Source organism: Larkinella bovis (genome assembly GCF_042655385.1).
GTDB classification, from domain to species: Bacteria; Bacteroidota; Bacteroidia; order Cytophagales; family Spirosomataceae; genus Larkinella; species Larkinella bovis.
Window position 1 is genome coordinate 57,370 of the sequence record NZ_JBHSMA010000010.1, and the last position, 23,286, is coordinate 80,655.

Annotated in this window: 15 protein-coding genes; 10 read left to right on the plus strand and 5 right to left on the minus strand. The window is 54.5% G+C overall.

The window, feature by feature from the left end; all coding sequences use genetic code 11:
* Positions 1-15 precede the first annotated feature (15 nt).
* Positions 16-1,080, plus strand: a complete 1,065-nt coding sequence (locus ACFPMF_RS22385) for a winged helix DNA-binding domain-containing protein (protein WP_379849260.1) — start codon at positions 16-18, stop codon at positions 1,078-1,080.
* 152 nt (positions 1,081-1,232) lie between these two features.
* Here the strand turns inward: ACFPMF_RS22385 and ACFPMF_RS22390 are convergent, their stop codons facing one another.
* The 3 genes from ACFPMF_RS22390 to ACFPMF_RS22400 all read right to left on the minus strand — a co-directional run bounded on the left by ACFPMF_RS22390 (position 1,233) and on the right by ACFPMF_RS22400 (position 3,789).
* On the minus strand, positions 1,233-2,507 hold the full coding sequence (locus ACFPMF_RS22390) for a sensor histidine kinase (RefSeq protein ID WP_379849262.1): 1,275 nt from the start codon (positions 2,505-2,507) through the stop codon (positions 1,233-1,235).
* Positions 2,504-3,181: a response regulator transcription factor gene (locus ACFPMF_RS22395; RefSeq protein ID WP_379849264.1), complete on the minus strand. Its 678-nt coding sequence runs from the start codon at positions 3,179-3,181 to the stop codon at positions 2,504-2,506. The genes ACFPMF_RS22390 and ACFPMF_RS22395 overlap by 4 nt, the downstream gene beginning before the upstream one ends.
* Positions 3,182-3,372: 191 nt before the next feature.
* Positions 3,373-3,789 carry an OsmC family protein gene (locus ACFPMF_RS22400; protein WP_379849266.1) on the minus strand — a complete coding sequence of 139 codons (417 nt, stop codon included), beginning with the start codon at positions 3,787-3,789 and terminating at the stop codon, positions 3,373-3,375.
* 136 nt (positions 3,790-3,925) lie between these two features.
* Between ACFPMF_RS22400 and ACFPMF_RS22405 the strand changes: the two genes are divergently transcribed.
* The 4 genes from ACFPMF_RS22405 to ACFPMF_RS22420 all read left to right on the plus strand — a co-directional run bounded on the left by ACFPMF_RS22405 (position 3,926) and on the right by ACFPMF_RS22420 (position 10,615).
* Positions 3,926-4,519, plus strand: a complete 594-nt coding sequence (locus tag ACFPMF_RS22405) for a Crp/Fnr family transcriptional regulator (protein WP_379849268.1) — start codon at positions 3,926-3,928, stop codon at positions 4,517-4,519.
* A gap of 199 nt (positions 4,520-4,718) precedes the next feature.
* The gene (locus tag ACFPMF_RS22410) at positions 4,719-6,152 is read left to right on the plus strand and encodes a TolC family protein (RefSeq protein ID WP_379849270.1); all 1,434 of its coding nucleotides are present in this window, start codon (positions 4,719-4,721) and stop codon (positions 6,150-6,152) included.
* Positions 6,153-6,254: 102 nt separating this feature from the next.
* Positions 6,255-9,482 (plus strand): efflux RND transporter permease subunit, encoded by a 3,228-nt coding sequence (locus ACFPMF_RS22415; protein ID WP_379849272.1) that lies wholly within the window; start codon positions 6,255-6,257, stop codon positions 9,480-9,482.
* Entirely contained in the window at positions 9,479-10,615 is a 1,137-nt protein-coding gene (locus ACFPMF_RS22420) for an efflux RND transporter periplasmic adaptor subunit (protein WP_379849274.1), read from the plus strand. The genes ACFPMF_RS22415 and ACFPMF_RS22420 overlap by 4 nt, the downstream gene beginning before the upstream one ends.
* 9 nt (positions 10,616-10,624) lie before the next feature.
* Here ACFPMF_RS22420 and gloA2 read toward each other — a convergent pair whose 3' ends face one another.
* Positions 10,625-11,014, minus strand: coding sequence for an SMU1112c/YaeR family gloxylase I-like metalloprotein (gene gloA2 / locus ACFPMF_RS22425; protein ID WP_379849276.1), 390 nt, complete (start codon positions 11,012-11,014; stop codon positions 10,625-10,627).
* 330 nt (positions 11,015-11,344) lie between these two features.
* Here gloA2 and ACFPMF_RS22430 point away from each other — a divergent pair, with 330 nt between their 5' ends.
* The 4 genes from ACFPMF_RS22430 to ACFPMF_RS22445 all read left to right on the plus strand — a co-directional run bounded on the left by ACFPMF_RS22430 (position 11,345) and on the right by ACFPMF_RS22445 (position 18,100).
* Positions 11,345-12,703: a sulfatase family protein gene (locus ACFPMF_RS22430; RefSeq protein ID WP_379849278.1), complete on the plus strand. Its 1,359-nt coding sequence runs from the start codon at positions 11,345-11,347 to the stop codon at positions 12,701-12,703.
* A gap of 223 nt (positions 12,704-12,926) precedes the next feature.
* Positions 12,927-16,376, plus strand: coding sequence for a ThuA domain-containing protein (locus tag ACFPMF_RS22435; protein ID WP_379849279.1), 3,450 nt, complete (start codon positions 12,927-12,929; stop codon positions 16,374-16,376).
* Between the two features lie 239 nt (positions 16,377-16,615).
* Positions 16,616-17,224 (plus strand): RNA polymerase sigma factor, encoded by a 609-nt coding sequence (locus tag ACFPMF_RS22440; RefSeq protein WP_379849281.1) that lies wholly within the window; start codon positions 16,616-16,618, stop codon positions 17,222-17,224.
* 234 nt (positions 17,225-17,458) lie between these two features.
* Positions 17,459-18,100 carry a carbonic anhydrase gene (locus ACFPMF_RS22445; protein WP_379849283.1) on the plus strand — a complete coding sequence of 214 codons (642 nt, stop codon included), beginning with the start codon at positions 17,459-17,461 and terminating at the stop codon, positions 18,098-18,100.
* A 7-nt stretch (positions 18,101-18,107) separates the two neighbouring features.
* On the opposite strand, the gene ACFPMF_RS22450 is transcribed toward ACFPMF_RS22445, so the two are convergent.
* On the minus strand, positions 18,108-18,812 hold the full coding sequence (locus ACFPMF_RS22450; RefSeq protein WP_379849285.1) for a hypothetical protein: 705 nt from the start codon (positions 18,810-18,812) through the stop codon (positions 18,108-18,110).
* Between the two features lie 286 nt (positions 18,813-19,098).
* On the opposite strand from ACFPMF_RS22450, the gene ACFPMF_RS22455 reads away from it, so the two are divergent.
* Positions 19,099-23,286 carry a two-component regulator propeller domain-containing protein gene (locus tag ACFPMF_RS22455; protein WP_379849287.1) on the plus strand — a complete coding sequence of 1,396 codons (4,188 nt, stop codon included), beginning with the start codon at positions 19,099-19,101 and terminating at the stop codon, positions 23,284-23,286.

The window sequence follows — 23,286 nt, forward strand, 5'->3', positions numbered from 1 at the left end:
TTGTCTCTAAAAAACATGACCCTTTCGGACATCACCCGCTTCCGGCTATATAACCAGCAACTAACGCAAACCCGTTTCTCAACGCCCGCCGAGGTGGTAGCCTGGTTTGGCGCGGTGCAGGCGCAGGAGCACCCCGCCAGTAAGTGGGCGCTTGGCCAGCGCCTGCCCGGCAGCACGGATGCAGACATGGAACAGGCGCTGGCCGACCGGGCCATTGTCCGCACCTGGCCCATGCGCGGCACCCTGCATTTTGTGGCTGCGGCTGATATTCACTGGTTGCTGGAACTGATTCATCCCCGTTCGCACGCAACGTATGCCAATCACCTGCGTCGGCAGGGACTGGACGAAACCGTTGTGGCGCATAGCTACCGGGTGATGACAAAAGCGCTGGAAGGCGGTAAGCGGCTGAAACGCAGTATCTTGAAAAGACTGCTGGACGAAGCCGGAATTCCGACGGACGAAAACCGGCTGGGTATTCTGCTCGGCCGCGCTTCTTACGACCGGCTGATTTGCCACGGGTGCCGGAGCGGGAATGAGTTTACCTTTGCCCTGCTCGAAGAATGGGTTCCCAAAACCGGCAGCCTGTTGCGCGAGGAAGCGCTGGCTAACCTGACCCGTCGGTATTTTACCAGCCACGGGCCGGCCACCCTGGCCGACTTCAGCTGGTGGTCGAGCCTGACGCTGACCGAGATTAAAACCGGGATTGAACTGGTTAAGGATGACCTGGTATCGGTGGCGGTGGATGGACAAACGTACTGGATGCCAGCCGCGACACCCGATCTGGCAAAGGAGAAAAATACGGTTTTTCTGCTGCCGGTTTACGATGAGTATCTGGTGGCTTATAAAGACCGCAGTGCCCCGCTTGCCGGACTCGATCCGGCGCAGGTTGCCAAAGCCGGTAACGGTATTTTCAGTCCGGTGATCGTGATCGATGGGCGGGTGGTTGGTACCTGGAACCGCAAGCTCGTGAAGAATACGCTCTCCCTCAGTTTCCATTTTTTCCGGTCGCTGAGTAAAGGGGAAGAACAGGCGTTGGCCGATGCCGAAGAGCGATACCGGCGGTTTTTGGCGATCGGATAGGAGCCCCCGGAAGGGTACAAGTCATGTGCGGTATCTGATGGTACCCGTAGGATCACTATTTTGATTGGTATGGTACAACCCGTTGACGCCCTCTTTTACCTGGAAGACTCGATTGGTAGGCAGAAAGCGCGATTTCAGGCGTACTACGGTGGTTATTCTTCGACTGATTTCCGTGACAGGCAAAACCGGTGCCAGCCGTTCTGCTCCTCATAGCGTACCTGTAAACCGTAATTATCGCAGATTTCCTTGATGATCGCCAAGCCTAAACCGACCGAATCCGGGCCGGCGCCCTCTTTCTTAAACCGTTCGAACAGGCGTTCCGGTTGTGTTGTCAGCGACTGCCCGGTATTGATGAGCCACAACTGATCGCCGTCGGATAGCAATTCGACCTGCCCCTCCGCATGATTGTGTTTAATGGCATTATTGACCAGATTCGTTACCAGACTATCGGCCAGCGCAGCGGGCAAGGGCACTTCGAACGGTGTTTCGTTTCGAATGTGAACGGCAATTTTTTTATGGATTAACACCTCTTCCATATCGGCCAGTCTTTCAGCCAGCAAGGCGGTCAGATCAATGGTTTGGTCGCCGGTGAACTGGTGGTTTTCAATTTTAGCCAGCAACAACAACCCCTGATTGAGCCGGGCCATGCGCCGGGAGGCCTGGTAAATGTCTTCAATCCAGCGGGTTTGTGTTTCGGTCAGCTTCTCCGACTGGATCAGCTGTTCCACTTTGGCGTTGATCAGCGCCAGCGGGGTTTGGATCTCGTGCGACGCGTTTTCGGTAAACTCTTTCAGGCTGCGGTAGTCCTGCTGCATTTTGTCGCCCATCTTGCGCAGCACCTCGTTCAATTCCCGAAATTCGGTAATCTCCGGTTTTTCCAGTTGGAGAGGGGTTGCGCTCGCCAGATTGAAGCGTTTGATGCGCGACAGGGTTTCGTAGAACGGATGCCAGAGCCGTCCCGATAGTTTGCCCTGAAACCAGAACGTGCCGAGCAGCAGCAACCCCAGACAGGCCGCCATCGTTACCGTAATGACTTCAATGAGCCGGTACGACTGAATCAGCGACTTCCGGATGGCAACCCGGTGCATCACGTTCTGAATAGGGGTATAAAACGTCAATTGCCGAAACGGCATCAGTTCGTTATCGTACCGGTTTCGGATCAGCGTATCGGTGAACGTTTCCAATAGCTGCGAATTAGAGCCAACCGGATCCACCTCAATTTTATTTTCGACAAAATAGGTCGTATCCGACCAGCTTTTGTGGGTCTCGATATACTTCTCAAAATCAAGCCGTTCTACCTGCAGCCGGCTTTCTACTTCTTTATAAATCAGAAACCGGACAACTTTGTAGAAGGCCAGCCCGGCGAAGAGGTAGATCACCAGCGAGAAAGCCAGGTAAATGCGGTTGGTTTTGGCAAGCAGTTTCAAGAGTCTCCAAATTTGTAGCCGATTCCGTATACCGAGCTAACGTAGTCAGAACCGCCTTTTTCCACCAGTTTCCGGCGCAGGTTTTTAATGTGCGAATACACCATATCGAGCGAATCGGCCGAATCGATGTTGTCGCCCCACAAATGCTCGGCAATGGATACTTTGGTCAGCACCACGTCGATGTTCGACAGAAAATACAGCAGTAAATCGTATTCTTTCCGTGACAAAACCGTCAATTGATCGTTGACGTATACCTTCCGGGAAGACGGATTGACCCGGATTTCCTTAAACCGGATCTCGGTATGACCACCAAAATTCCGCCGTCGAATCAGCGACTTCACCCGGGCGTTCAGTTCCGACAGGTGAAACGGTTTGGTCAGGTAATCGTCCGAGCCGATTTCCAGTCCCCGGATTTTGTCTTCCAGCGCATTACGGGCCGAAATGATGATCACGCCGGTGGTGGCCAGCAGTTTTTTCAACGTCTGGATAATCTGAAAACCGTCGCCATCGGGCAGCGTCAGGTCCACGATCACGCAATCGTAGTCGTACAGATAAATCCGCTCGTCGGCTTCCCGGAACGTACTCGCCGTTTCGCAAAGATACCCTTCTTTGCTCATGTAATCGGTGATGCTTTCGGCCAGCCCTTTTTCGTCTTCTACCACCAGTACTTTCATGATACCACAGTTCGTCTAATAAACGCCAAAAGTACCGGACAATATTGGAGAAATTTGGGAAGTTTTGTACTCTAAATTCTTAACGCTGGTGCTGGCACCACTGGTATTTTCCTGGTACTTAACCATTCCTGAAATGCAAACGGCGACGGGGTTGAGTAGTCCGTCGCCATTTGCATCGCGGTTATCAATCGTTACGCCAGCGTTGCGTCCACGCTGATGGTGGTGTTAAACAGTTTCGAAATGGGACAATTGTGTTCGGCATGGTCAACCAGTTCAGCAAACTTCGCCTGATCAAGTCCCGGCACGCTGGCCGTCAGTGTGAGCTTCGAGCTGCTGATGCCGCCATCTTCCAGCGTCACGGCGCAACTCACATCCAGCGCATCGGCGGCAAAACCGGCCTGCTGAATGTTGAACGCCAGTTGCATGGCAAAACAGCCCGCGTGGGCAGCCGCCACCAGTTCTTCGGGATTGGTGCCAATACCGTCGGCAAAGCGGGTGTTAAATGAATATTGAGTCTGGTTCAAAACCGTGCTGGCGGTGGTCAGGGTTCCTTTTCCCTCTTTGCCGGTTCCGGTCCAGTGTGCGGAGGCTTTACGCGTAATTTTCATGGCAGTCTGATTTAGAGTTGTTTGTCATTTATTTTTGATGGTTCAAAGGTAGCCGACGGTTTTGGACCGATTTTTCACCTAGGTTAAAAAGCGTCGCACACGCTCAAATTTGTGGCCTGAAAAGGCGGTTTTGAAAATGGATTCGACCAAACACACGGTTTTATACGACCAGTTGCAGCAGTTCGCCCAGCTTTCCGCAGCAGATTTACAGTTGGGCGGCCGGTTCTGGCACGTCCGGACCATGCCGAAACACGATTACTTCAATTTCCAGAACGCCATCTGTCGGCAGGTCGGTTTTATTCTGAAGGGGCTTTTTCGGGTCTATTATATCGATCCGAAAACCGAGCAGGAGCACAATCTGTACTTCATTCCGGAACAAGCCTTTCTGACCTCGCTGAAGGGCCTGTTGACGCAGACCGCCTGTCCCTATCTGATTGAAGCGCTGGAAGATTCCGAGTTGATGGTGATTGACCGAGACCATCTACACTCCCTATATACCCAGTCGCACGGCTGGGAACGCTTTGGCCGGTTGCTGGCCGAGCAGTATTTTTTATTCAATCAGATGCGCTCGGAAAGTTTGCTGACGCAGAGCGCCGAGGAGCGCTATCTGGATTTACTCAACAGCTTCCCGGACATTCTGAACCGGGTTTCGCTGGGCCACATTTCCTCCTACCTGGGGATTAAAGGCCCTTCCCTGAGCCGCATCCGGGCGCAGGTGGCCCGGCGGTGAACGTTGTCGCGGGGCCGTTATTACACAGGGTTAATCAGAGGTTATCAGGGCATTCTCTGATCAACTCCGCTCTTCTCTGGTCCACTCTGTGTAACAATATTCTCTATTCTGCCCGTTTTCCCAAATGTTTCCAACATTGAGAGCGTGTTTTGTGGTTGCCCAACTGCGAAAGACCAAAAATCCGGTTGGGAAACAGGGAATGAAGCAAGCACGTGATCAGGAAATCAGACAACAAACCGTGGGCGGTCGGCGACGCAGCCGGACCGTTTGGTTACTCCTGCTGGGAGCCGGTCTGTTGGCAAAACCGGCTGCCGGTCAGTCTATTAACCTTAATCAGGCCATCGAACAGGGTACGCAGGCGTATCCATTTCTGAAATCCAAACAGGCCGAGATTCAGAGTGCCGAAAAACGGCTCCAATCCGGCCGAACGGAGTTTTTGCCCAGCATCATTGTTCAGGATCAGTACACCTATGGAACCAGTAATGGCCTGAACGGTTCATTTTTTCCCAACGAAGGTGCGGCTATGGGTACTTCCGGCGGGATTCGGCCCGAAAACATCTACCGGGGCACCACCGGCAGTTTCGCCAGCGCCATTATCGACTGGCGAATCGTCAATTTCGGACGGGTAAAGGCCAGCGTAAAAGCGGCCGAAGCCGACCTGAACCGGTCGCAAACGGATTATGAAAACGAGATTTTCCAGCACCAGATTCGGATTATTGACGCCTATCTGACGCTGCTGGTCAACCAGAAACTGGTGGACGTGCAGCGGGCCAACCTGCAACGGGCGCAGACGTTCAAAAAGGTGATTGATGCCGGCGTTAGTTCCGGCATGCGGGCGGGTGTTGATAGTTCGCTGGCCACCGCCGAAGCCGTTCGCGCCCGGTTACAATTACTGGAAAGTGAGCAGCGCGAACAGGTCCAGCGTCTGCGGTTGTCGGAGCTCATGGGCCAGGTGCAGCCCGGTATGCGGATTGATAGCATGCGGTTTTATACCACGCTGCCCCAAACTACCTTCCAGTCGGATTCGATTTCACCCAAAAACCCGGTTTTAAGGCTGTTTCAATCGCAGATTAATCTGTCGTCCGCGCGGAGTACCGCTTTGCAACGGTCCATGCTGCCGTCCGTTTCGCTGGTCGGCGGAGGCTGGGCGCGGGGTTCCGGATTTACCAATGCCGACGATACCTTCAGCATGAATTTTAATCAGGGGCTGGGCTACCAGTCCTATAATTACCTGTTCGGCGTTGTTGCCCGCTGGAACCTGACCAATACGCTGCGGCTCAAACACGATTACCGCGCCGAGCAGTTTCAGGTCGAACGGTTCCGGCAACTCTACAACGACCAGCAATTGCGCATCACCCGGCAAAACCGGGAAGCGGAAACCCAGCTTTTGCTGGGGCTGGAACAGGCCCGGCAGGCACCCGTCCAACTTCGGGCGGCCCGGCAGGCTTACAACCAGGCGCAGGCCCGCTACCAGAACGGGCTGGCCGATCTGCCCACGCTGCTCCAAAGTTTCGTCACGCTCAACCGGGCCGAAATCGACGGTTACGTCGCCACCAGCAACGTCTGGCGGTTTCTGCTCCTGAAAGCCGCAGCCGAGGGCGACCTGTCGATATTCATGAATCAGATTAAATAAAGTATACGGTTTTGGGTTTGCCGTTTTCGGTAGCTGACGCACACATTTAGAACGCTTCAGCCAACCGACAACCGGGAACCGAAAACCGAAAACCGTAAAAGTATGTATCAAATCATTCGTTCTGCCTTGCGAAAACCCATCTCGGTGGTGGTGTTGGTGCTTGGTCTCCTGTTTTTTTCGGTGATGTCGCTGTTTACGATTCCGGTGGATATTTTCCCGAATCTGGATTTGCCGACGATCTATGTAGTGCAGCCCTATGGGGGGATGGCTCCCGACCAGATGGATGGTTTTATTGCGACCCGTTATCAGGACCACTTTCTGTATGTTTCCGGGATCCGCGACATCGACGTAAAAACCATTCAGGGGTTGTCGCTCATTAAACTCTCTTTTTATCCCGGTACGGACATGGCGCAGGCGGCTGCTGAGGTCGCCAACAACGTTTCCAGGGCCAAGGCCTACATGCCCGAAGGAACCGTGCCACCCCAGGTGGTGCGGTTCGATGCCAGTTCGGTGCCGGTGGGGCAGCTGGTGTTTGAAAGCCCAAGCCGGTCGTTGAACGAAATTCAGGATTTTGCCTCCTCGCGGGTGCGGCCGATGTTCTCCCGGATTCCGGGCGTTTCCAGTCCTCCGCCGTTCGGGGGTAACCAGCGGACCGTCATTATCAAAGTCGATCCGCAACGGGTGCGGAGTTATCAATTGACGCCGGAAGAAGTCATCAAGTCGATTGTAACCAACAACCAGCCTTCGCCCGCCGGTAACATCCGGATTGGCGATAAAGCCCTGATGACGCCGGTGAACTCGCTGGTGAAACGGCCGGAGGATTTCCTGAACATTCCCATTCGCGTAGGAGCCGGACCGACGGTTTTTGTGCGGGATATTGGCACGGTGGAAGACGGTGCCGATGTGACGGTGAGTTACGCGCTGGTCAACGGGCGCCGGGCGGTGTATATTCCGGTGGTGAAAAAGTCGGATGCTTCGACGCTTGATGTGGTGAACAACATCCGCAAAGCTCTGCCCGAACTGCGGGCCGCCGTACCGGAAGATGTGAAGATTTCGTATGAGTTTGACCAGTCGGTTTACGTAACCAACGCCTTGAAAAGTCTGGTAACGGAAGGGATTCTGGGGGCGGTTTTGACCGGTTTGATGGTACTGCTTTTTCTCCGAGACTGGCGCAGTGTGATCATTGTGGTGGTAACCATCCCGATCTCGATTCTGTCGGCGGTGATTATGCTCAACCTCTGCGGGCAAACGATCAACATCATGACGCTGTCGGGGCTCGCCCTGGCCATCGGGATTCTGGTTGACCAGGCCACGGTGACGATTGAAAACATTCACCAGCACCTGGAAATGGGGAAACCCAAAGCCGTTGCCATCTGGGAAGCCTGTAAGGAAATCGTTTTTCCGGAATTCCTGATTCTGCTGGCAATTCTGGCGGTATTTGCCCCCGCGTTCGTCATGAGTGGCGTACCGCGATCCATGTTTTTGCCCTTGTCGCTCTCGGTGGGTTTTGCCATGATTGCCTCGTTCCTGCTTTCGCAAACATTCGTGCCGGTATTGGCCAACTGGTTGCTGAAAAGCCATCCCGAACACGAAGCGCCGACGCTGGCCCTCGATGCCGACGAGCGGCATGCTATGCTGGACGAAGCGGCCCATCCGGCCAAGAATCCAACCGGTTTTGACAAGTTCAAGCAGGGGTATTCAAACTGGCTCGAAAAAATCCTGAACCGTCGCGGGCTGGTGGTTGGCGGCTACTTAGTGGGTAGTCTGGCGGTTATCGTCGTCTGTTTCATGGTGATCGGAACGGACATTCTGCCGCACGGAAACAGCCATCAGTTCCAGATGCGGCTGCGGATTCCGGACGGAACCCGGGTAGAACGCACCGAGATGGCGACGTTGAAGGTGCTTGATATTCTGAAAGAAACCGTTGGGGCCGAAAACGTGGATATTTCGTCGGCCTACGTCGGTACGGTTCCGTCCAGCTACGGGACATCCAACATTTTTGTGTTCAACAGCGGCCCGCACGAAGCCGTCTTGCAGGTGTCGCTCAGCGAAGAGCATCCGGTGAAGATGGACGATCTGAAGGAAAAACTGCGGGAACGTATCGCCAAAGACCTGCCCACGGCCCGGATCTCGTTCGAGCCGATTGAGCTGACCGAAAAAATCATGAGCCAGGGCGCTTCGACCCCGATTGAGGTAACGGTGGCCGCCAAAGACCTGAACGAAGCCGGACGGTTTGCCAACAAGATTCGGGCCGAAATGGCAAAAATCGATTTCCTGCGCGATGTGCAGATTCCCCAGCCGCTGAATTATCCGATTCTGAAAGTCACGCTGGACCGCGAACGTGCCGGGCAACTGGGCGTTACGTCCACGCAGGTGGCCCGGTCGATGGTAGCGGCTACCTCATCCAGCCGGTTTACGGATAAAAACCTCTGGCTCGACGAGTCGAAAGGGCTGGCCTATCAGGTACAGGTACAGATTCCGGAGTACAAAATGAGCAGCCCCAGCGATATCGGCAACATTCCGTTGCGGAGTGGTCAGATGCGCCCGCTGCTGTCGGATGTGGCGACTTTTACGGAGGGGACGGCCCCCGGCCAGTACAACCGCGCGGGTCCAAACCGCCTGGTAACCATCACCGCCAATTTGCATAACAAAGACCTGGGTTCGGCGCAGAAAGCCGTGGAACAGGCCATCAAAAATGCGGGCGAACCGCCCCGGGGCGTTATCGTCGAGATGGGTGGACAAACCAACCTGCTGACCGATACGCTGAGCAGTTTGCAAACCGGTCTGCTTGTTGCCATTGTGATTATCTTCCTGCTGCTGGCGGCTAACTATCAGTCGTTCAGGCTGTCGCTGGTTATTCTGGCGGCTATTCCGGCGGTGGTGGCCGGGGCGTTGCTGATGCTGCTGGCCTGCGGAGCTACCCTGAACCTGCAATCGTACATGGGCCTGATCATGTCGGTCGGGGTGTCGGTGGCCAACGCCATTCTGATGGTAACGAACGCCGAGAATCTACGGCTGGAAACCCGTGATACGCGAAAAGCCGTGGTGCTGGCGGCCAACAGCCGGATCCGTCCGATTCTGATGACCAGTATCGCCATGATTGCGGGTATGGTGCCGATGGCGTCGGGTATGGGCGAAGGTGGTGATCAGATTGCCCCGCTCGGTCAGGCGGTTATTGGTGGTTTGATTGCCTCCACGGCGGCCGCACTGCTCATTCTACCCTGCGTCTTTACGCAATTCCAGACCAAAGCCACCTTACAATCGGTATCCCTTGATCCGGAAGATCCGGAAAGCAAATTTTATAATCAACCTTTGAGTACTGTCGCATGAAACCGCTTTTAAACCTCGTTTGGCCTGTTGTTGCCGTAGCCGGTCTGGCGGCCTGCTCCTCCGCTTCCAGTGAAGAAAAGAAAACCGTTAAAGAGCCTGAAATCCAGCAGGTCGCTACCACGGAAGTACAAACCATGCGTCCAAGCAGACAGATTGTTCTGCCGGGCGAATTGAAACCCTGGAACCACGTGAGCCTGTACGCCAAAGTGAAAGGTTTCATCCGCGATGTGCGCGTTGACCGCGGTTCGGTGGTCCGGAAAGGGCAGGTGCTGGCGATCCTCGATGCGCCGGAAGTGTTGTCGGAGCTCAGTCAGGCCGAAGCCCAGTTGCAGGCCCAGGAGGCAGCTATTAACGAGCAAAAAGCCCGTTTTCGGGCCAGTCGGCTGACGTACAACCGCCTGCTGAAAACCAGTAAAGTAGAAGGGGCGGTTTCCCAGCACGAACTCGATCAGGCCGAAGCCCGGATGCTGGCCGACAGTGCCATCGTTGCCACGGCTACGGGCAATATCCAGGCCAGCCGGTCCAATTACCAGACCAAAAAGGAACTGCGTCAATACCTGACGATCACGGCTCCGTTCGACGGGATCATTACGGAACGGAACGTGAGCGCCGGGGCACTGGTGGGTGCGGGCGATGCCAAACCGCTCTTCGTACTCGAAGACAGCCGGACGCTCCGCCTGACGGTGGCCGTTCCGGAAACGTATGCCAATCAGTTGCCTGAGAAAAGCGCGGTTTCGTTCACCGTGACTGCCATGCCGGAGCAGGAATTTCAGGCCAAACTGGCCCGGAGTGCCCAGAGTCTGGTAGAAGCCAACCGGTCGATGATGGCCGAATTCGACGTAGACAATAAGACGCATCTGCTCAAATCCGGGATGTATGCCGAGGTGCGGCTACCGGTGGAGCGGACGGCTCCCACGCTGTTTGTCCCGAAAACCGCCGTGGTTAGTTCCAGCGAAAAAACGTTCGTCATCCGCGTCAACGACAACAAAGCCGAGTGGGTGTCGGTCGAAAAAGGCAATACCCTCGACAGCCTGGTTGAAGTATTCGGCGGTTTGCGCGCCGGTGAACCCATTGTCCGGATTGCTTCCGAAGAAATTCGGGACGGTCAGGCCGTGAGTGCCAGCAAAAAATAAAACGCTGATTTATTCTTCATAAAATTCCAACGGAAGCCCATCCGGATCGCTGAAAAACGTAAACCGTCGCCCGGTTTGCGCATCGATTCGGATGGGTTCTACGTCTACGCCAGCCGCTTCCAGTGCGGTTTTTGCGGTTTCGACATCCCCGACCGCAAACGCCAGATGCCGCAGACCGAGGGCTTCGGGCCGGGATGGGCGGGCGGGCGGATTGGGAAACGAAAACAGTTCGATGACGTACTGCCCGTTCAGCGCCAGGTCCAGCTTGTACGAATCGCGCTCGGCGCGGTACACTTCCTGAATGATTTGCAGGCCCAGAATTTCGGTATAAAACTGCTTGGATCGTTCGTAATCGGAACAGATAATGGCAATATGATGGATTGCGTTGAGTTGTAGCATAGCCAATGACATCGTTTTCGAACGGCCCCGTAAAGCATCAGGGCTTCTTCAAACGATTGGAAATAGTCCGGCAATATGGGCCAAACTTTCTGTTTTCACAAAACCGTACCGGGGATCTTTGGCCGGAAAACCGCTCCGAACCGTGAACTCCGTATGATTTTGCGTCAAAATGAGATATTGGAGCAATTGGACTCAGTACTTTCAGGACGTAAGTGCCTTTTCAGGAAGCGGGCCAATTTTAATTCACAAGTTGCAGCCGAATCCGGACCAGTAAAAATGGGTTTAATGAAACGATCAGGACAGTTTAGCATAAAAATAACGGTTTTTGGAGTGCTATATCTGATACTCAACGCGCTGGCTCCGTTTAGTTGGGGGCAAAGCCGGCAGTCTGGATCGGGCAAAACGAAGCGGCCCAACATTGTTTTTATTATTACCGACAGTCACCGTGCCGACGCGCTGGGCGTGAGCGGTCATCCGTTTGTACAGACGCCCCACCTCGATCAACTGGCGAAGACGGGCATCCGGTTCACCAATGCCTACGTGACCACCGCCATCTGCGCCGTCAGCCGCGCCAGCATCCTGAGCGGGCAGCATCAGGCCCGGCACAAAATCAACGATTTTACGACCAGCTTTTCGGAAGCGACCTGGCAGCAGACCTACCCGGTGATGCTCCGGAAAGCCGGTTATAAAACCGCCCAGATCGGTTTTCTGGGTGTAGGCAAAAATCCACCCGCCGATCAGTTTGACCACTGGGACGCCAATATTCCCTGGATGACGCCGGACGGTTTGCACCAGACGGACAACATCACCCGCAAAGCCGTTGAATTTCTCGAAAAACAGCGGTCCGACGAGCCGTTCTACCTGGCGCTGTCCTTTCATGCCGCCCACGAAATTGATGGCGTTAACGGCAAACCGGCCACGTATCTGGTTCAGGAGCGGTACAAAAACCTGTACCGGGAACGCACGATGCCGGTGCCCGTCACGGCCTCGGAGGACCACTGGAACAGCTTTCCGGATTTCTTCCGGACCGATCAGAACATTGGGCGGCAGCGGTGGTACGGGTTGTTTTCGACGCCCGAGCTGTTTCAGGAAAATGTGAAAAACTACTACCGGTTGATCACCGGCCTGGACGAAGCCGTCGGGCGGGTGGTGGCCAGGCTGAAAGAACTCAAGCTGGATGAAAATACCGTAGTAGTCTACACCAGTGATCACGGTTTTTCGCTCGGTGAACACGGTCTGATGGGCAAATGGTACGGTTTTGAACCCTCAACCCACGTGCCCCTGATCATCAACGACCTGCGCCCGTCCGCGAAAAAACGACCCTTGCGGGCCGATCAGCTGGTGTTGAATATCGATCTGGCCCCCACGCTGCTGGGCATCGCAGGCATTCCGGCGCCCCGGGAGATGCAGGGCAAGGATTTGCGGCAACTGGTAGCGGGGTCGCTGCCGGAGCGCCCCCACTTTTTTTACGAACACACGGTTTTCAAGAGTCCGGCCCTGCCCAAAGTCGAAGGCATCATTTCCAAAGACTACAAATATTTCCGGTATACCGAACACGATTTTGAATCGCTCTACGATTGCCGGAACGATCCGCACGAAACCCGGGATGTGGCCCGCGACCCGGCGTATCAGAAACAGCTGGAAAAAGTCCGCTCGCTCTACGTTCGGGAAAAAGTTTCGGTTGAATAAGCCGGTTTAGCCAGCCTTATCGCCTAGGGCTTGGTTGCACCGGTAAAACTACCGCGAAAGATATCGCGCCGACCGTGATTCGAAGACTCACCAAAACCGAATCCATGCTTGTTGGGCGTAATTTGCGAGGTGTTTTCACTTTTGTCGAAAAAATGTCATTATTTTTATAGGTGTATACTCCCTCCAGAGTAAATAGTGCTAACCAATCTCTTCCCCTTGCGTTATGTCATTCCCACTACGCATCAGTTCCCTTTTCCTGTTCGGCGTCATCGTTCTGCTGTCGACCAGCCTGACCGTTCGCGTGGCCGATCCGGTGCGCGTGCTGGTGTTTTCGAAAACCAAAGGCTGGAAGCACACCTCGATTCCGTTTGGCATTGCGGCCCTTCAGAAGCTGGGACAGGAGCATAATTTTTTGGTGGATACAACCAAAAATGGCGCGTTGTTTACGGACGAAAACCTGAAGAAATACGCGGCCGTAATTTTTAATAACACCACCGGCAACGTCCTGAACGGCGAGCAGCAGGCGGCTTTTGAGCGTTACATCCAGGCCGGGGGCGGCTACGTCGGGATTCACGCGGCTGCCGATACGGAATACGACTGGCCCTGGTATGCCAAACTGATGGGGGCGCATTTTGCCAGTCACCCACACAATCCGAACGTCCGGAAAGCCACCGTTGAGGTAACCGACAAAAATCACGGCGCGACCCGGCACTTGCCGGATCGCTGGGAACGCACCGACGAGTGGTACAATTACCGCTCGTTTTATACCGGCATTAAACCGCTGGCCTATCTGGACGAAAGTAGCTATGAGGGCGGTACCAACGGGGCCAATCACCCCATTAGCTGGTACCACGAATTTGACGGCGGGCGGGCCTTTTACACGGGCAACGGCCATACCGACGAAAGTTTCAGCGAACCGCTGTTTCTGACGCATTTGCTGGGCGGCATCCAGTACGCCATCGGCGACGCCAAACCGCTCGATTATAAAAAAGCCTACGCGAAAGTGACGCCGGAACCCAACCGCTTCGTCAAAACCGTACTGGTCAACGACCTCGCTTCGCCGATGGAACTGGCCGTCACGCCCGACGGCCGGGTGTTCTTCACCGAACTTCAGGGCAATCTGTCGGTCTACGATACCAAAACCCGGAAGCACTCGCTGGTCCACGCTTTTCCGATCACCAATGCCGGTGGTACGGGCCTGATCGGCGTGACAGTGGATCCGAACTTCGCCAGAAACGGGCACCTTTTCGTATACTATGCGCCGGGTGGTCAGACGGAAGAACCGATCAATTTCCAACTCTCGCGGTTTACCGTTCGGGCCAATAATACGCTGGACCTGGCATCGGAGAAAGTGTTGCTGAAAGTGCCGGTTGAGAAAATCAGCGGGGCGCACCACGGCGGTTCGCTGGCCTGGGACAAGGACGGGAATTTGTATTTATCGACCGGCGACAGTTCCAGCCCGTTTCCGTCCGACGGCTATTCGCCGATGGATGAACGCCCCGGGAAAGAATTTTACAGCCTGGATGCGCAGCGCTCGTCGGCAAACACGAACGATCTGAAAGGGAAAGTACTCCGGATTCATCCCGAACCGGATGGTAGTTACACGATTCCCGGCGGCAATTTGTTTCCGAAAGAAACCGGAAAAACCCGACCGGAAATTTACGTGATGGGGTGCCGAAACCCGTATCGGATTGCGGTTAACCCGAAAACCTCGACGGTATACTGGGGCGAAATCGGGCCGGATGCGGGCAAGGATGGGGTGCAGGGGCCGCGCGGCTACGACGAATTTAATCAGGCGAAAAAAGCCGGAAATTTCGGCTGGCCTTATTTTGTCGGGAACAATTATGCGTACGTAAAATGGGACTTTGCGACCAAAACCGCCGGACCAAAATTCGATCCCCAAGCACCCGTGAACTATTCGCCGAACAATACGGGGTTGAACCAGTTGCCCCCGGCCACCCCCGCCATGATCTGGTATCCGTACGCGGCATCGGAAGAGTTTCCGGAACTCGGTCAGGGGGGGCGCAGTGCCATGGCGGGGGCATTTTACACCTTTAACCGGAATTCGACTTCGACGAGCAAGTTTCCGGAGTATTACGACGGCAAGCTGTTTGTGTTCGACTGGATGCGCAACTGGGTGCTGGCGCTGACGTTCGATGAAAACGAAAACTACGTCCGCAGCGAACCCTTCATGCCCGGCAACGGCGACTTCCGGCGGCCTATTGACCTCAGTTTCGGAACCGATGGGGTGATGTATATGCTGGAATACGGTTCGGTTTATGGGGCGGATAACGAAGATGCGCGACTGGTCAAAATTGAATACAATACCGGCAACCGGGCGCCCATTGCGCAGGCCAGTGTACAGGACACGGTGATCGAAAATCGCCTGGACCGTACGGTTTTTCTGACCTCCGAACGCCGGAATTTCCCGATTTTGCGGGAATCGGCTGGCCCGGCTCCGTTGCGGGTGATGTTCAGTGGCCGGGGAAGCCGTGACCTCGATGACGACAATGAAGTGACCTACCAGTGGCTGTTCGATGGGAAAAAGGTAGGCGCCACTACGTTGAATGCCAGTCACACCTACACGAAACCCGGTATTTATAGAGCTATTCTGAACGTAACCGATCGGGCGGGGCTGGTGGGGCGCGATACCGTCATCGTGAAAGTCGGTAATGCCAAACCGGCGGTGGCCATTGCCAGTCCGCAGAATAAGTCGTTTTACTGGGAAGGAAAACCGTTTGCGTATGCCGTGAAGGTGCAGGACCGTGAGGACGGTACAATTGACCCGAAGCGAATCCGGGTGTCGTATAGCTATAATCCGCAGCCGAGTATGCTTGATCCAAATGCGCCCAAGTCACCGACTTCGGTGCTGGTCAGTAACCCGCCGGGCAAAATCCTGATGGATGCCAGCGACTGCAAAGCCTGTCACACGATCGATAAAGTATCGGTGGGGCCGTCGCTGCTGGCCGTGGCGCAACGGTATAAAAGCCAGCCCGATGCTCCCGACAAGCTGGCGGCCAAGATTATCAAGGGCGGGGGCGGCAACTGGGGAACCGTGCATGTGATGAGCGCGCACCCGCAAATTCCGATGACCGATGCGCAGGAAATGGTCCGCTACATTTTTTCGCTGACCGACAAACCGCGCGCGCCGAAAACCGTACCGTTGCAAGGCTCACTGACGCTGAAGGACCATCAGAAAGACGAACCGAACGGGCAATACACCCTCCTGGCTTCCTATACCGACAAAGGCGGGCCGGTGGTGGGGCCACTCACCGCCACGGAAGCCGTCACCCTGCGACCTGCGAAGGTACTGGCCATTTATGCCGACGCCCATCCCGGCTTCAACCGGTTTGGTAAAAACCTGTCGCAGGGCGGCCACAAGGCGTATATCTTGCTGAAAAACATCGACCTGACCAACATCAGCCAATTCGTCTACGAGTACGCATCGTCGGAGCACGCGGGCGAGATTCAGGTGCGCATTGATTCGCAGGCCGGGCCGATCATCAGCACGACACCTTATCAACCAACGGGCAACGGCAATACGCTGAAAGAAATAACGGGTACGGTTGAAAAACCGGTTTCGGGGCGGCACGATGTCTACTTCTTCGCCATCAAACCCACCAAACCGAACGATTCGATCCTGAAACTGAACAGCATCGAGTTTCGGCAGTGAAAGGGGGCGGTTTAGGGGATTCGGTTTAGGGTGGCTGGTGTAGATGGTATAGGCGCCAGCTACCGCATACCGTAAACCAGCAACTGTAAACCGAATCCCGTCAGCCTGCTTCTGCAAATTTTATTCGGCTAATCTGGGATTTAAACAGTTTTTACTTGTATAAATCGCAAACTGACGGTTTTTTAGTTATGTAATAAGAATTATTGCTGTTATTTTACCTCCTGATAATACCGGCAACTTTGGATCAGCGCAACCGCGTCATCGAAGAAAACAGCTACTTACTGGAACTCTGGCAACGCTCAAAAGCCGGAGACAAGCTGGCTTTTTGTCAGTTGGCGGAATCGCAGTACCGATCCCTGTTCAGCTACGCGACCAGTTTTACAACGGACCGCGAGTTCATCAAGGACTCAATTCAGGAAATTTTCATCAACATCTGGGAGAAGCGGCAGGTCATTTCGATCCAGTACGTTTCCATTTACCTGTTTAAATCGCTCCGGAATCAGTTGCTTCAGGAGTTTCGTCGGAACAGGCATGCCGTGTCGGTTCAGGAGATTAGTCAACTATCTGACTGGGAGACGGTTGAGAATACGATTGAGCGCAACGAAACCGATCTGGAAAGCCAGCGCAAAATCCGCGAAGCCATTGATTCGCTCCCCAAACGGCAACAGGAAGTCGTTTTTCTGAAGTTTTACAAAGGGCTGGAAAATGAACAAATTGCGGAATTAATGGAAATCAACCGCCAGTCAGTGGCCAATCTTCTCTATAAGGCCTTATCTTCCCTCAAGAATCAGATCGCGTTTTTCCGGTACTGGTTGATCGTACTGGGATTATTTCTAAAAATCTGGTAACAAAATAACCACCGAATAACAAATTCGGTGGTTATCGGGTTGTTAGACAAACCTAAAAACGCGCTATTTGAACCGACCGGACCGAAACCGCCCTGCCGGTGTTGCTGAATTCGTCCTGAATTCAACCGTGAAGGCAAAGAAACCGGGCTTTGCTTAGAAGCGGTTTAAGAACTTATTAGAATTTGCTTAGCCGGATTGCCGGTTTTTTTAACGTTTACTTTAATATCCTATCCGATGCAGATTGAGAGTGTATTTCGCAACAACGAGAAGTGGATTGCCGAAAAACTGGCGATTAACGAGGATTATTTTCATGATTTGGCAAAAGGGCAATCGCCTGAAATCCTGTACGTTGGGTGCTCCGACAGCCGGGTGACCGCCGAGGAGTTGATGGGGGTTCAGCCGGGCGAGGTATTTGTTCACCGGAACATCGCCAACCTCGTCAACAACATCGACCTGAATGTCATGTCGGTGATCAATTACGCCATCCGGCACCTGAAAGTCAATCACGTGGTGGTCTGCGGGCATTATAACTGCGGGGGGGTGAAAGCGGCCATGCAGTCGGTCGATCTGGGCATTCTGAATCCGTGGTTACGCAACATCCGTGATGTGTACCGGCTGCACAAGGACGAATTAAATGCCATTCAGGACCTCGACGCTCGCTACGACCGGCTGGTTGAACTGAACGTCGAAGAGCAGTGTGTCAACCTGATCAAAACCGCAGCCGTTCAGGAAGCCTCCCGCGACCGGGGCCTGATAGTACACGGGTGGGTATTCGATATCCGGACCGGCAAATTGATCGATCTGAAAATCGATTTCCAGAAGAAACTGGAAAGCATTCGGGAAATCTACAACCTGATGAACCAGTCCGGCCAGTAACTGCTGTTTAGTCCGGCGAACCGTGAGGTACCAGCCGGAACCGGTATCGAAGCGTAAAATTCTGCGCCATCCGTGCGGGCAGCGGTTCAGACTGCTGCCCGGCGGACGGTGTGATCCAGCCCGACCAGGCCGTTGACTCCTGCGGGTGTTTGGGTAAATCCAGTTGATAGTCAACGGGTTCATTGTAGACGAAGACGCGCATTCGCCATTTGTTAATTTCGTAAGGCGTGGTCTGCCAGGGCAGAATCACAAAACCGCCTTCTTCCCGAACCGGCATCGGAAGCCTGGACTCGAAATCCTGCCCGATGAACTGAAAGCCCAGCGCGGAGTCGATGGCTTGCCCGTTCAGAAATGCTTTCGGTACGCGCGCTTCCACGTCGAGCACCGCCCGGTGGTCGGCATACTGAAGCACATACGGTTCGTCGGCCGACCAGATCAGGTAGGTCACCAGCCAGCCGATGAGCGCAACGCCATCAAAAAGCTGGAGGTAGCGCAGGAAATGGTCGGCCAGCAACCGCTGCGCCAGCAACCAGGTCAGCCAAAAACCGACAAAAGCCGCCAGAAAACCACCCCAGGTACCGAAGTAGGCCACGGCCATACCGCTATCGCCGGAAAGGCCTTTGTTCATCGAAAAGACTATGCCGGAAAACAGAAAGAAATACAGCGGGGCCGCACACAGGCTGGCAATCAGTAATGTAAGAAACCGTTCCATAGCCCCAAGGTAAGGGCCTATCGGTTGTAGGAATAGCCAGAATCAATAACCGGGTGGTCTGGATAGATAAGCCGGCGAAAAAAAACGATAAGTAACACAATTCGGTCTCCACAAAACCGGATGAGACATCCGGCGCGTCCCTTATCGCGTTGTTAAGTTTTTACGCACGGTTTTTGTTGCGAATTATCCGTATTATCAGACATAATTATAAAAAATATAGATAATTTTATTTTTCTTTATATAGATCAACAGGTTTATGATGAAATGCTTACGTTTTTTTTTATTAGTGTTCCCGTTGTCTTTCCTGTTATTTATCGCTCAGGCATTCCCCATCCGGTTTAAACATATTACGACCAACGATGGTCTTTCGCAAAACAATGTTACCTGTATTTTGCAGGGTCGGCAGGGCTTTATGTGGTTTGGCACGCAGGATGGTTTAAACCGGTATGATGGCTATACGTTTACGGTGTACCGGAACGATCCGAAGAACCCAGCCAGTATCAGTCATAGTTTTATCCGGGCCTTGTACGAAGACCGGCAGGGGCGCCTGTGGGTGGGCACCGAAGACGGTGGACTGAATCTCTTTGACCGGGAGACGAATGGTTTTACGACTTTTCAGCGCACGGCCGACAAGCAGAGAGGCCTGAGCCATAACCAGGTGACGACCATTCGGCAAGACCAGCAGGGCTATTTGTGGGTCGGGACATTTGGCGGGGGGGTCAACCGCTTCGATCCGGTTCGCCAGACGTTCACGCATTTTACCCACGACCCCGCCCGGCCCGGGAGTTTGGGCAATGATTTTGTCAACGATCTGCTGGTGGATACCGACGGCCATATCTGGGTGGCGACTGAAGGGGGACTGGACGAATTTGACGCGACGACCCAGACATTCCGGCATTTTATAACAAATCCGGCGGACCCGCACTCGCTGAGTCACAATAATGTTATGGCGCTTCTGGAGGATACGCAGAAGCGCATCTGGGTAGCGACCGAAGGGGGCGGTTTGAACCTGCTGAATCCCGATCAGAAAACCTTTACCCGTTTCCAGTACAACCCGAAGAATGCCAATACCATCGGTCATAATGACGTTATTTCGCTCGAAGAAGACAGCGGAGGCAATCTGTGGGTGGGCACCCGCAACGGCGGGATCAGCATCATCAGCCGGAATCTCAGTACAGTAACGCGCTGCCCGTACAGCGAAACCAACCCGGAAGGGCTGAACAACGGCTCGATTTATTCCCTCTGCCGCGACCGGAAAGGCGATATGTGGGTGGGCACTTACAGCGGTGGGATCAATTTTTACGACCGCGAACCCCGGAAATTTGAATTGTACGAACGGGATCGGTACAGCGACAACAGCTTGAGTAACAACAATGTACTGTCGATTTGGGAAGATCATGAAGGATTCCTCTGGCTGGGAACCGATGGCGGTGGCCTGAACCGGCTGGATCAGAAAACAAACCGGTTTACGTGGTTCTTCCACCAAGCCAGCGATCCGCACAGCATCGGCAGCGACTTTGTCATGTGTGTCTACGAGGACCAGGACCACAACCTCTGGACCGGAAACTACAAAGGCGGCCTGAGTGTAAGGCGGAAGAATACGAATGGGTTCATTAATTTTCCGAAAACCGGCGGCCCCGACGGCATTAGCCATGAGAGCATCTGCGCGATTACGGAAGACCGCGATGGCAACCTCTGGCTGGGCACGCTGGGCACGGGCGTGAGCCGGTATGAGAAGAAAACCGGGACGTTTACGCATTTCCGGCCAAACCCGGAACGGGCCGGGAGCCTCAGCCACGGCCTCATTCGTTCGCTGTACTGCGACCGCCGGGGCACGCTCTGGGTAGGGACGGAAGGGGGTGGTTTAAACCGGTTTGACGCCCGGAGCGGTACGTTTAGTGTGTATCGCTACAACCGGAACCAACCCGGTAGCCTGAGCAACAATTTTGTCAATAGTGTTTACGAAGATACCGGCGGCACCTTGTGGATTGGTACCGACAGCGGACTGAACCAGTTCGACCCCAAAACCGGGTTGTTTCGGACCTACCGGCAGCAGGATGGCCTGCCGAACGAGGTGATTCAGGGCATTGCCGAAGATAGCCACAAAAACCTCTGGATCAGTACGAACAAAGGGGTTTGTAAGTTCAATGTCCGCACCAGGGCTGTCCGTACTTACGGCATCAGCGACGGTTTGCAGGGCAATTCATTCAACCGGCGGGCGGTTTTTGTCGGACGCCAGGGCGAGATTTTCTTCGGCGGCACCAACGGGATGAACCGTTTTTACCCCGATAGCCTGCGCGATAATGCTGCCAAACCGCCGGTTTTCATCACCGATTTTCAGCTTTTCAACAAATCGGTCGTGATTGGAGCGCCGGATTCACCCCTTCGGAAAAGTATTACCGAAACCACGGAACTGACGCTGGCGTACTGGCAGTCGGTTTTTACGCTGAAGTTTGCGGCCCTGAATTATTCGTTGCCCGAAAAAAACCAGTACGCCTACCAACTCCAGGGATTTGACCACGACTGGCATTACGTGGGCAACGTCCGGACCGCGACCTACACCAACCTGGACCCGGGTGAATACATGTTCCGCGTCAAAGCGTCGAACAACGATGGCGTCTGGAACGAGCAGGGAACCGCCCTCAGCATTATTATTACCCCGCCGTTCTGGAAAACCTGGTGGTTCCGAACCGCCGGGGTGTTACTGCTGTTGCTGGGCGCGTATGGGCTTTACCGGTACCGGGTCAAAACGATTCAGGCGCAGAAAGCCGCACTGGAAAAGGAGGTGGGCGAACGAACGGCGGAAGTGCGTTACCAGAAAGGAGAATTGCAGGCGCAGTCGGAGCACTTGCAGACGCTGGTGGAAGAAATCCACGAGCAGCGGGTTCAGGAAAAACGGGCGCGGGAAGACGCCGAAAAGGCCAATCAGGCCAAAAGCGTATTTCTGGCTACGATGAGCCACGAAATCCGGACGCCCATGAACGGGGTGCTGGGCATGACGTATCTGTTGCAGGAAACCGAACTGTCGGAAGAACAGCACGAATACGTCGATACGATTCACCAGTGTGGCACTAACCTGCTGGGGGTCATCAACGATATTCTCGATTTCTCGAAGATCGAATCGGGGAGTTTGGAACTGGAGTTGCAGGATGTCGATCTGCGGCACTGCATCGAAGATGTGCTGGATTTGTTTGCCAGCAAAGCCGCCGACATGGGGCTGGATCTGGTATACGAAATTGAACACCAGGTGCCGACGCAGATCATCGGCGACGCGCTCCGGCTCCGGCAGATTCTGATCAACCTCGTCGGCAATGCCATTAAATTTACCGAGCGGGGCGAGGTATTTGTCAGCATCGGCGTTCAGCGCAAGCTCAGTGAGCAGGAACTGGAGCTGGTTTTCCGGGTGCGCGACACGGGCATCGGTATTCCCGAAGACAAACTGCAACGGCTTTTCAAGGCGTTTTCGCAGGTCGATTCGTCCATGACCCGGCGCTACGGCGGCACCGGTCTGGGGCTGGCGATCAGCGAACGTCTGGTGAAACTGATGGGCGGAGCGATTTGGGTCGACAGTCAGCTAGGGCAGGGCACGACCTTTACTTTTACCATTCGGTGCCCCATCAGCCAGCAGGCGCAGCGGCAGTACATTTTTTTCAATACCGGCGAGAACGACGGCAAGCGGGTGCTGCTCGTCGACGATAATCCCACCAACCTGACGATCCTGAAATCGCACCTCGAACAGTGGAAATTAGCCGTTGTCGCGGCTTCGTCGGGAAAACAGGCGCTGGCGCTGCTGACGCAGGAAGAACCGTTTCAGTTGGTGGTAACCGACATGCAGATGCCGGAAATGAACGGGGTGCAACTGGCGCGGGCCATTCGCAGCCGGAATCTGACGGTGCCGATTCTTCTCCTGAGTTCCATCGGAGAAGAAACCCGCAAGTCGTATCCCGACCTTTTCTCGGCGGTGTTGACAAAACCGGTCAGGCAGCAGCAGCTATTCGATCTCGTGCAGAAACACCTGAAACAGAGCCCAGAACCGCATCGGGTAGCTACTAAAACCGTACACCACGCGCTGTCGGCGACGTTTTCACAGGAATATCCGTTGCAGATTCTGGTTGCGGAGGATTACCCGGCCAACCAGAAACTGGCCCTCAATCTGCTTACAAAACTGGGGTACCAGCCGCATTTGGCGCAGAACGGTGTCGAAGTGCTGGAACTGGTGCAGCGCCGGTTTTACGAAGTCATTCTGATGGACGTGCAAATGCCGGAAATGAACGGGCTCGAAGCCACGGTCTGGATTCGGAAACATGCCGAACAACAACCGATCATCATCGCCATGACGGCCAACGCCATGGCCGACGACCGCGACGAGTGTCTACGGGCCGGCATGAACGATTACATCGCCAAACCCATCGTAATCGAAGAACTGAAAAACGCCCTGCAACAGGCCGCCATTCAGCGCCAGACGCGGGCCTGA

What these genes read in the sequence shown, in the direction of transcription:
- ACFPMF_RS22400 (WP_379849266.1), bottom strand. Translation starts at nt 3,789, where the DNA reads ATGAAAATTACGCGTAAAGCCTCCGCACACTGGACCGGAACCGGCAAA.
- ACFPMF_RS22435 (WP_379849279.1), top strand. Translation starts at nt 12,927, where the DNA reads ATGTCATTCCCACTACGCATCAGTTCCCTTTTCCTGTTCGGCGTCATC.
- gloA2 (WP_379849276.1), bottom strand. Translation starts at nt 11,014, where the DNA reads ATGCTACAACTCAACGCAATCCATCATATTGCCATTATCTGTTCCGAT.
- ACFPMF_RS22415 (WP_379849272.1), top strand. Translation starts at nt 6,255, where the DNA reads ATGTATCAAATCATTCGTTCTGCCTTGCGAAAACCCATCTCGGTGGTG.
- ACFPMF_RS22445 (WP_379849283.1), top strand. Translation starts at nt 17,459, where the DNA reads ATGCAGATTGAGAGTGTATTTCGCAACAACGAGAAGTGGATTGCCGAA.
- ACFPMF_RS22405 (WP_379849268.1), top strand. Translation starts at nt 3,926, where the DNA reads ATGGATTCGACCAAACACACGGTTTTATACGACCAGTTGCAGCAGTTC.
- ACFPMF_RS22410 (WP_379849270.1), top strand. Translation starts at nt 4,719, where the DNA reads ATGAAGCAAGCACGTGATCAGGAAATCAGACAACAAACCGTGGGCGGT.
- ACFPMF_RS22420 (WP_379849274.1), top strand. Translation starts at nt 9,479, where the DNA reads ATGAAACCGCTTTTAAACCTCGTTTGGCCTGTTGTTGCCGTAGCCGGT.
- ACFPMF_RS22395 (WP_379849264.1), bottom strand. Translation starts at nt 3,181, where the DNA reads ATGAAAGTACTGGTGGTAGAAGACGAAAAAGGGCTGGCCGAAAGCATC.
- ACFPMF_RS22385 (WP_379849260.1), top strand. Translation starts at nt 16, where the DNA reads ATGACCCTTTCGGACATCACCCGCTTCCGGCTATATAACCAGCAACTA.
- ACFPMF_RS22450 (WP_379849285.1), bottom strand. Translation starts at nt 18,812, where the DNA reads ATGGAACGGTTTCTTACATTACTGATTGCCAGCCTGTGTGCGGCCCCG.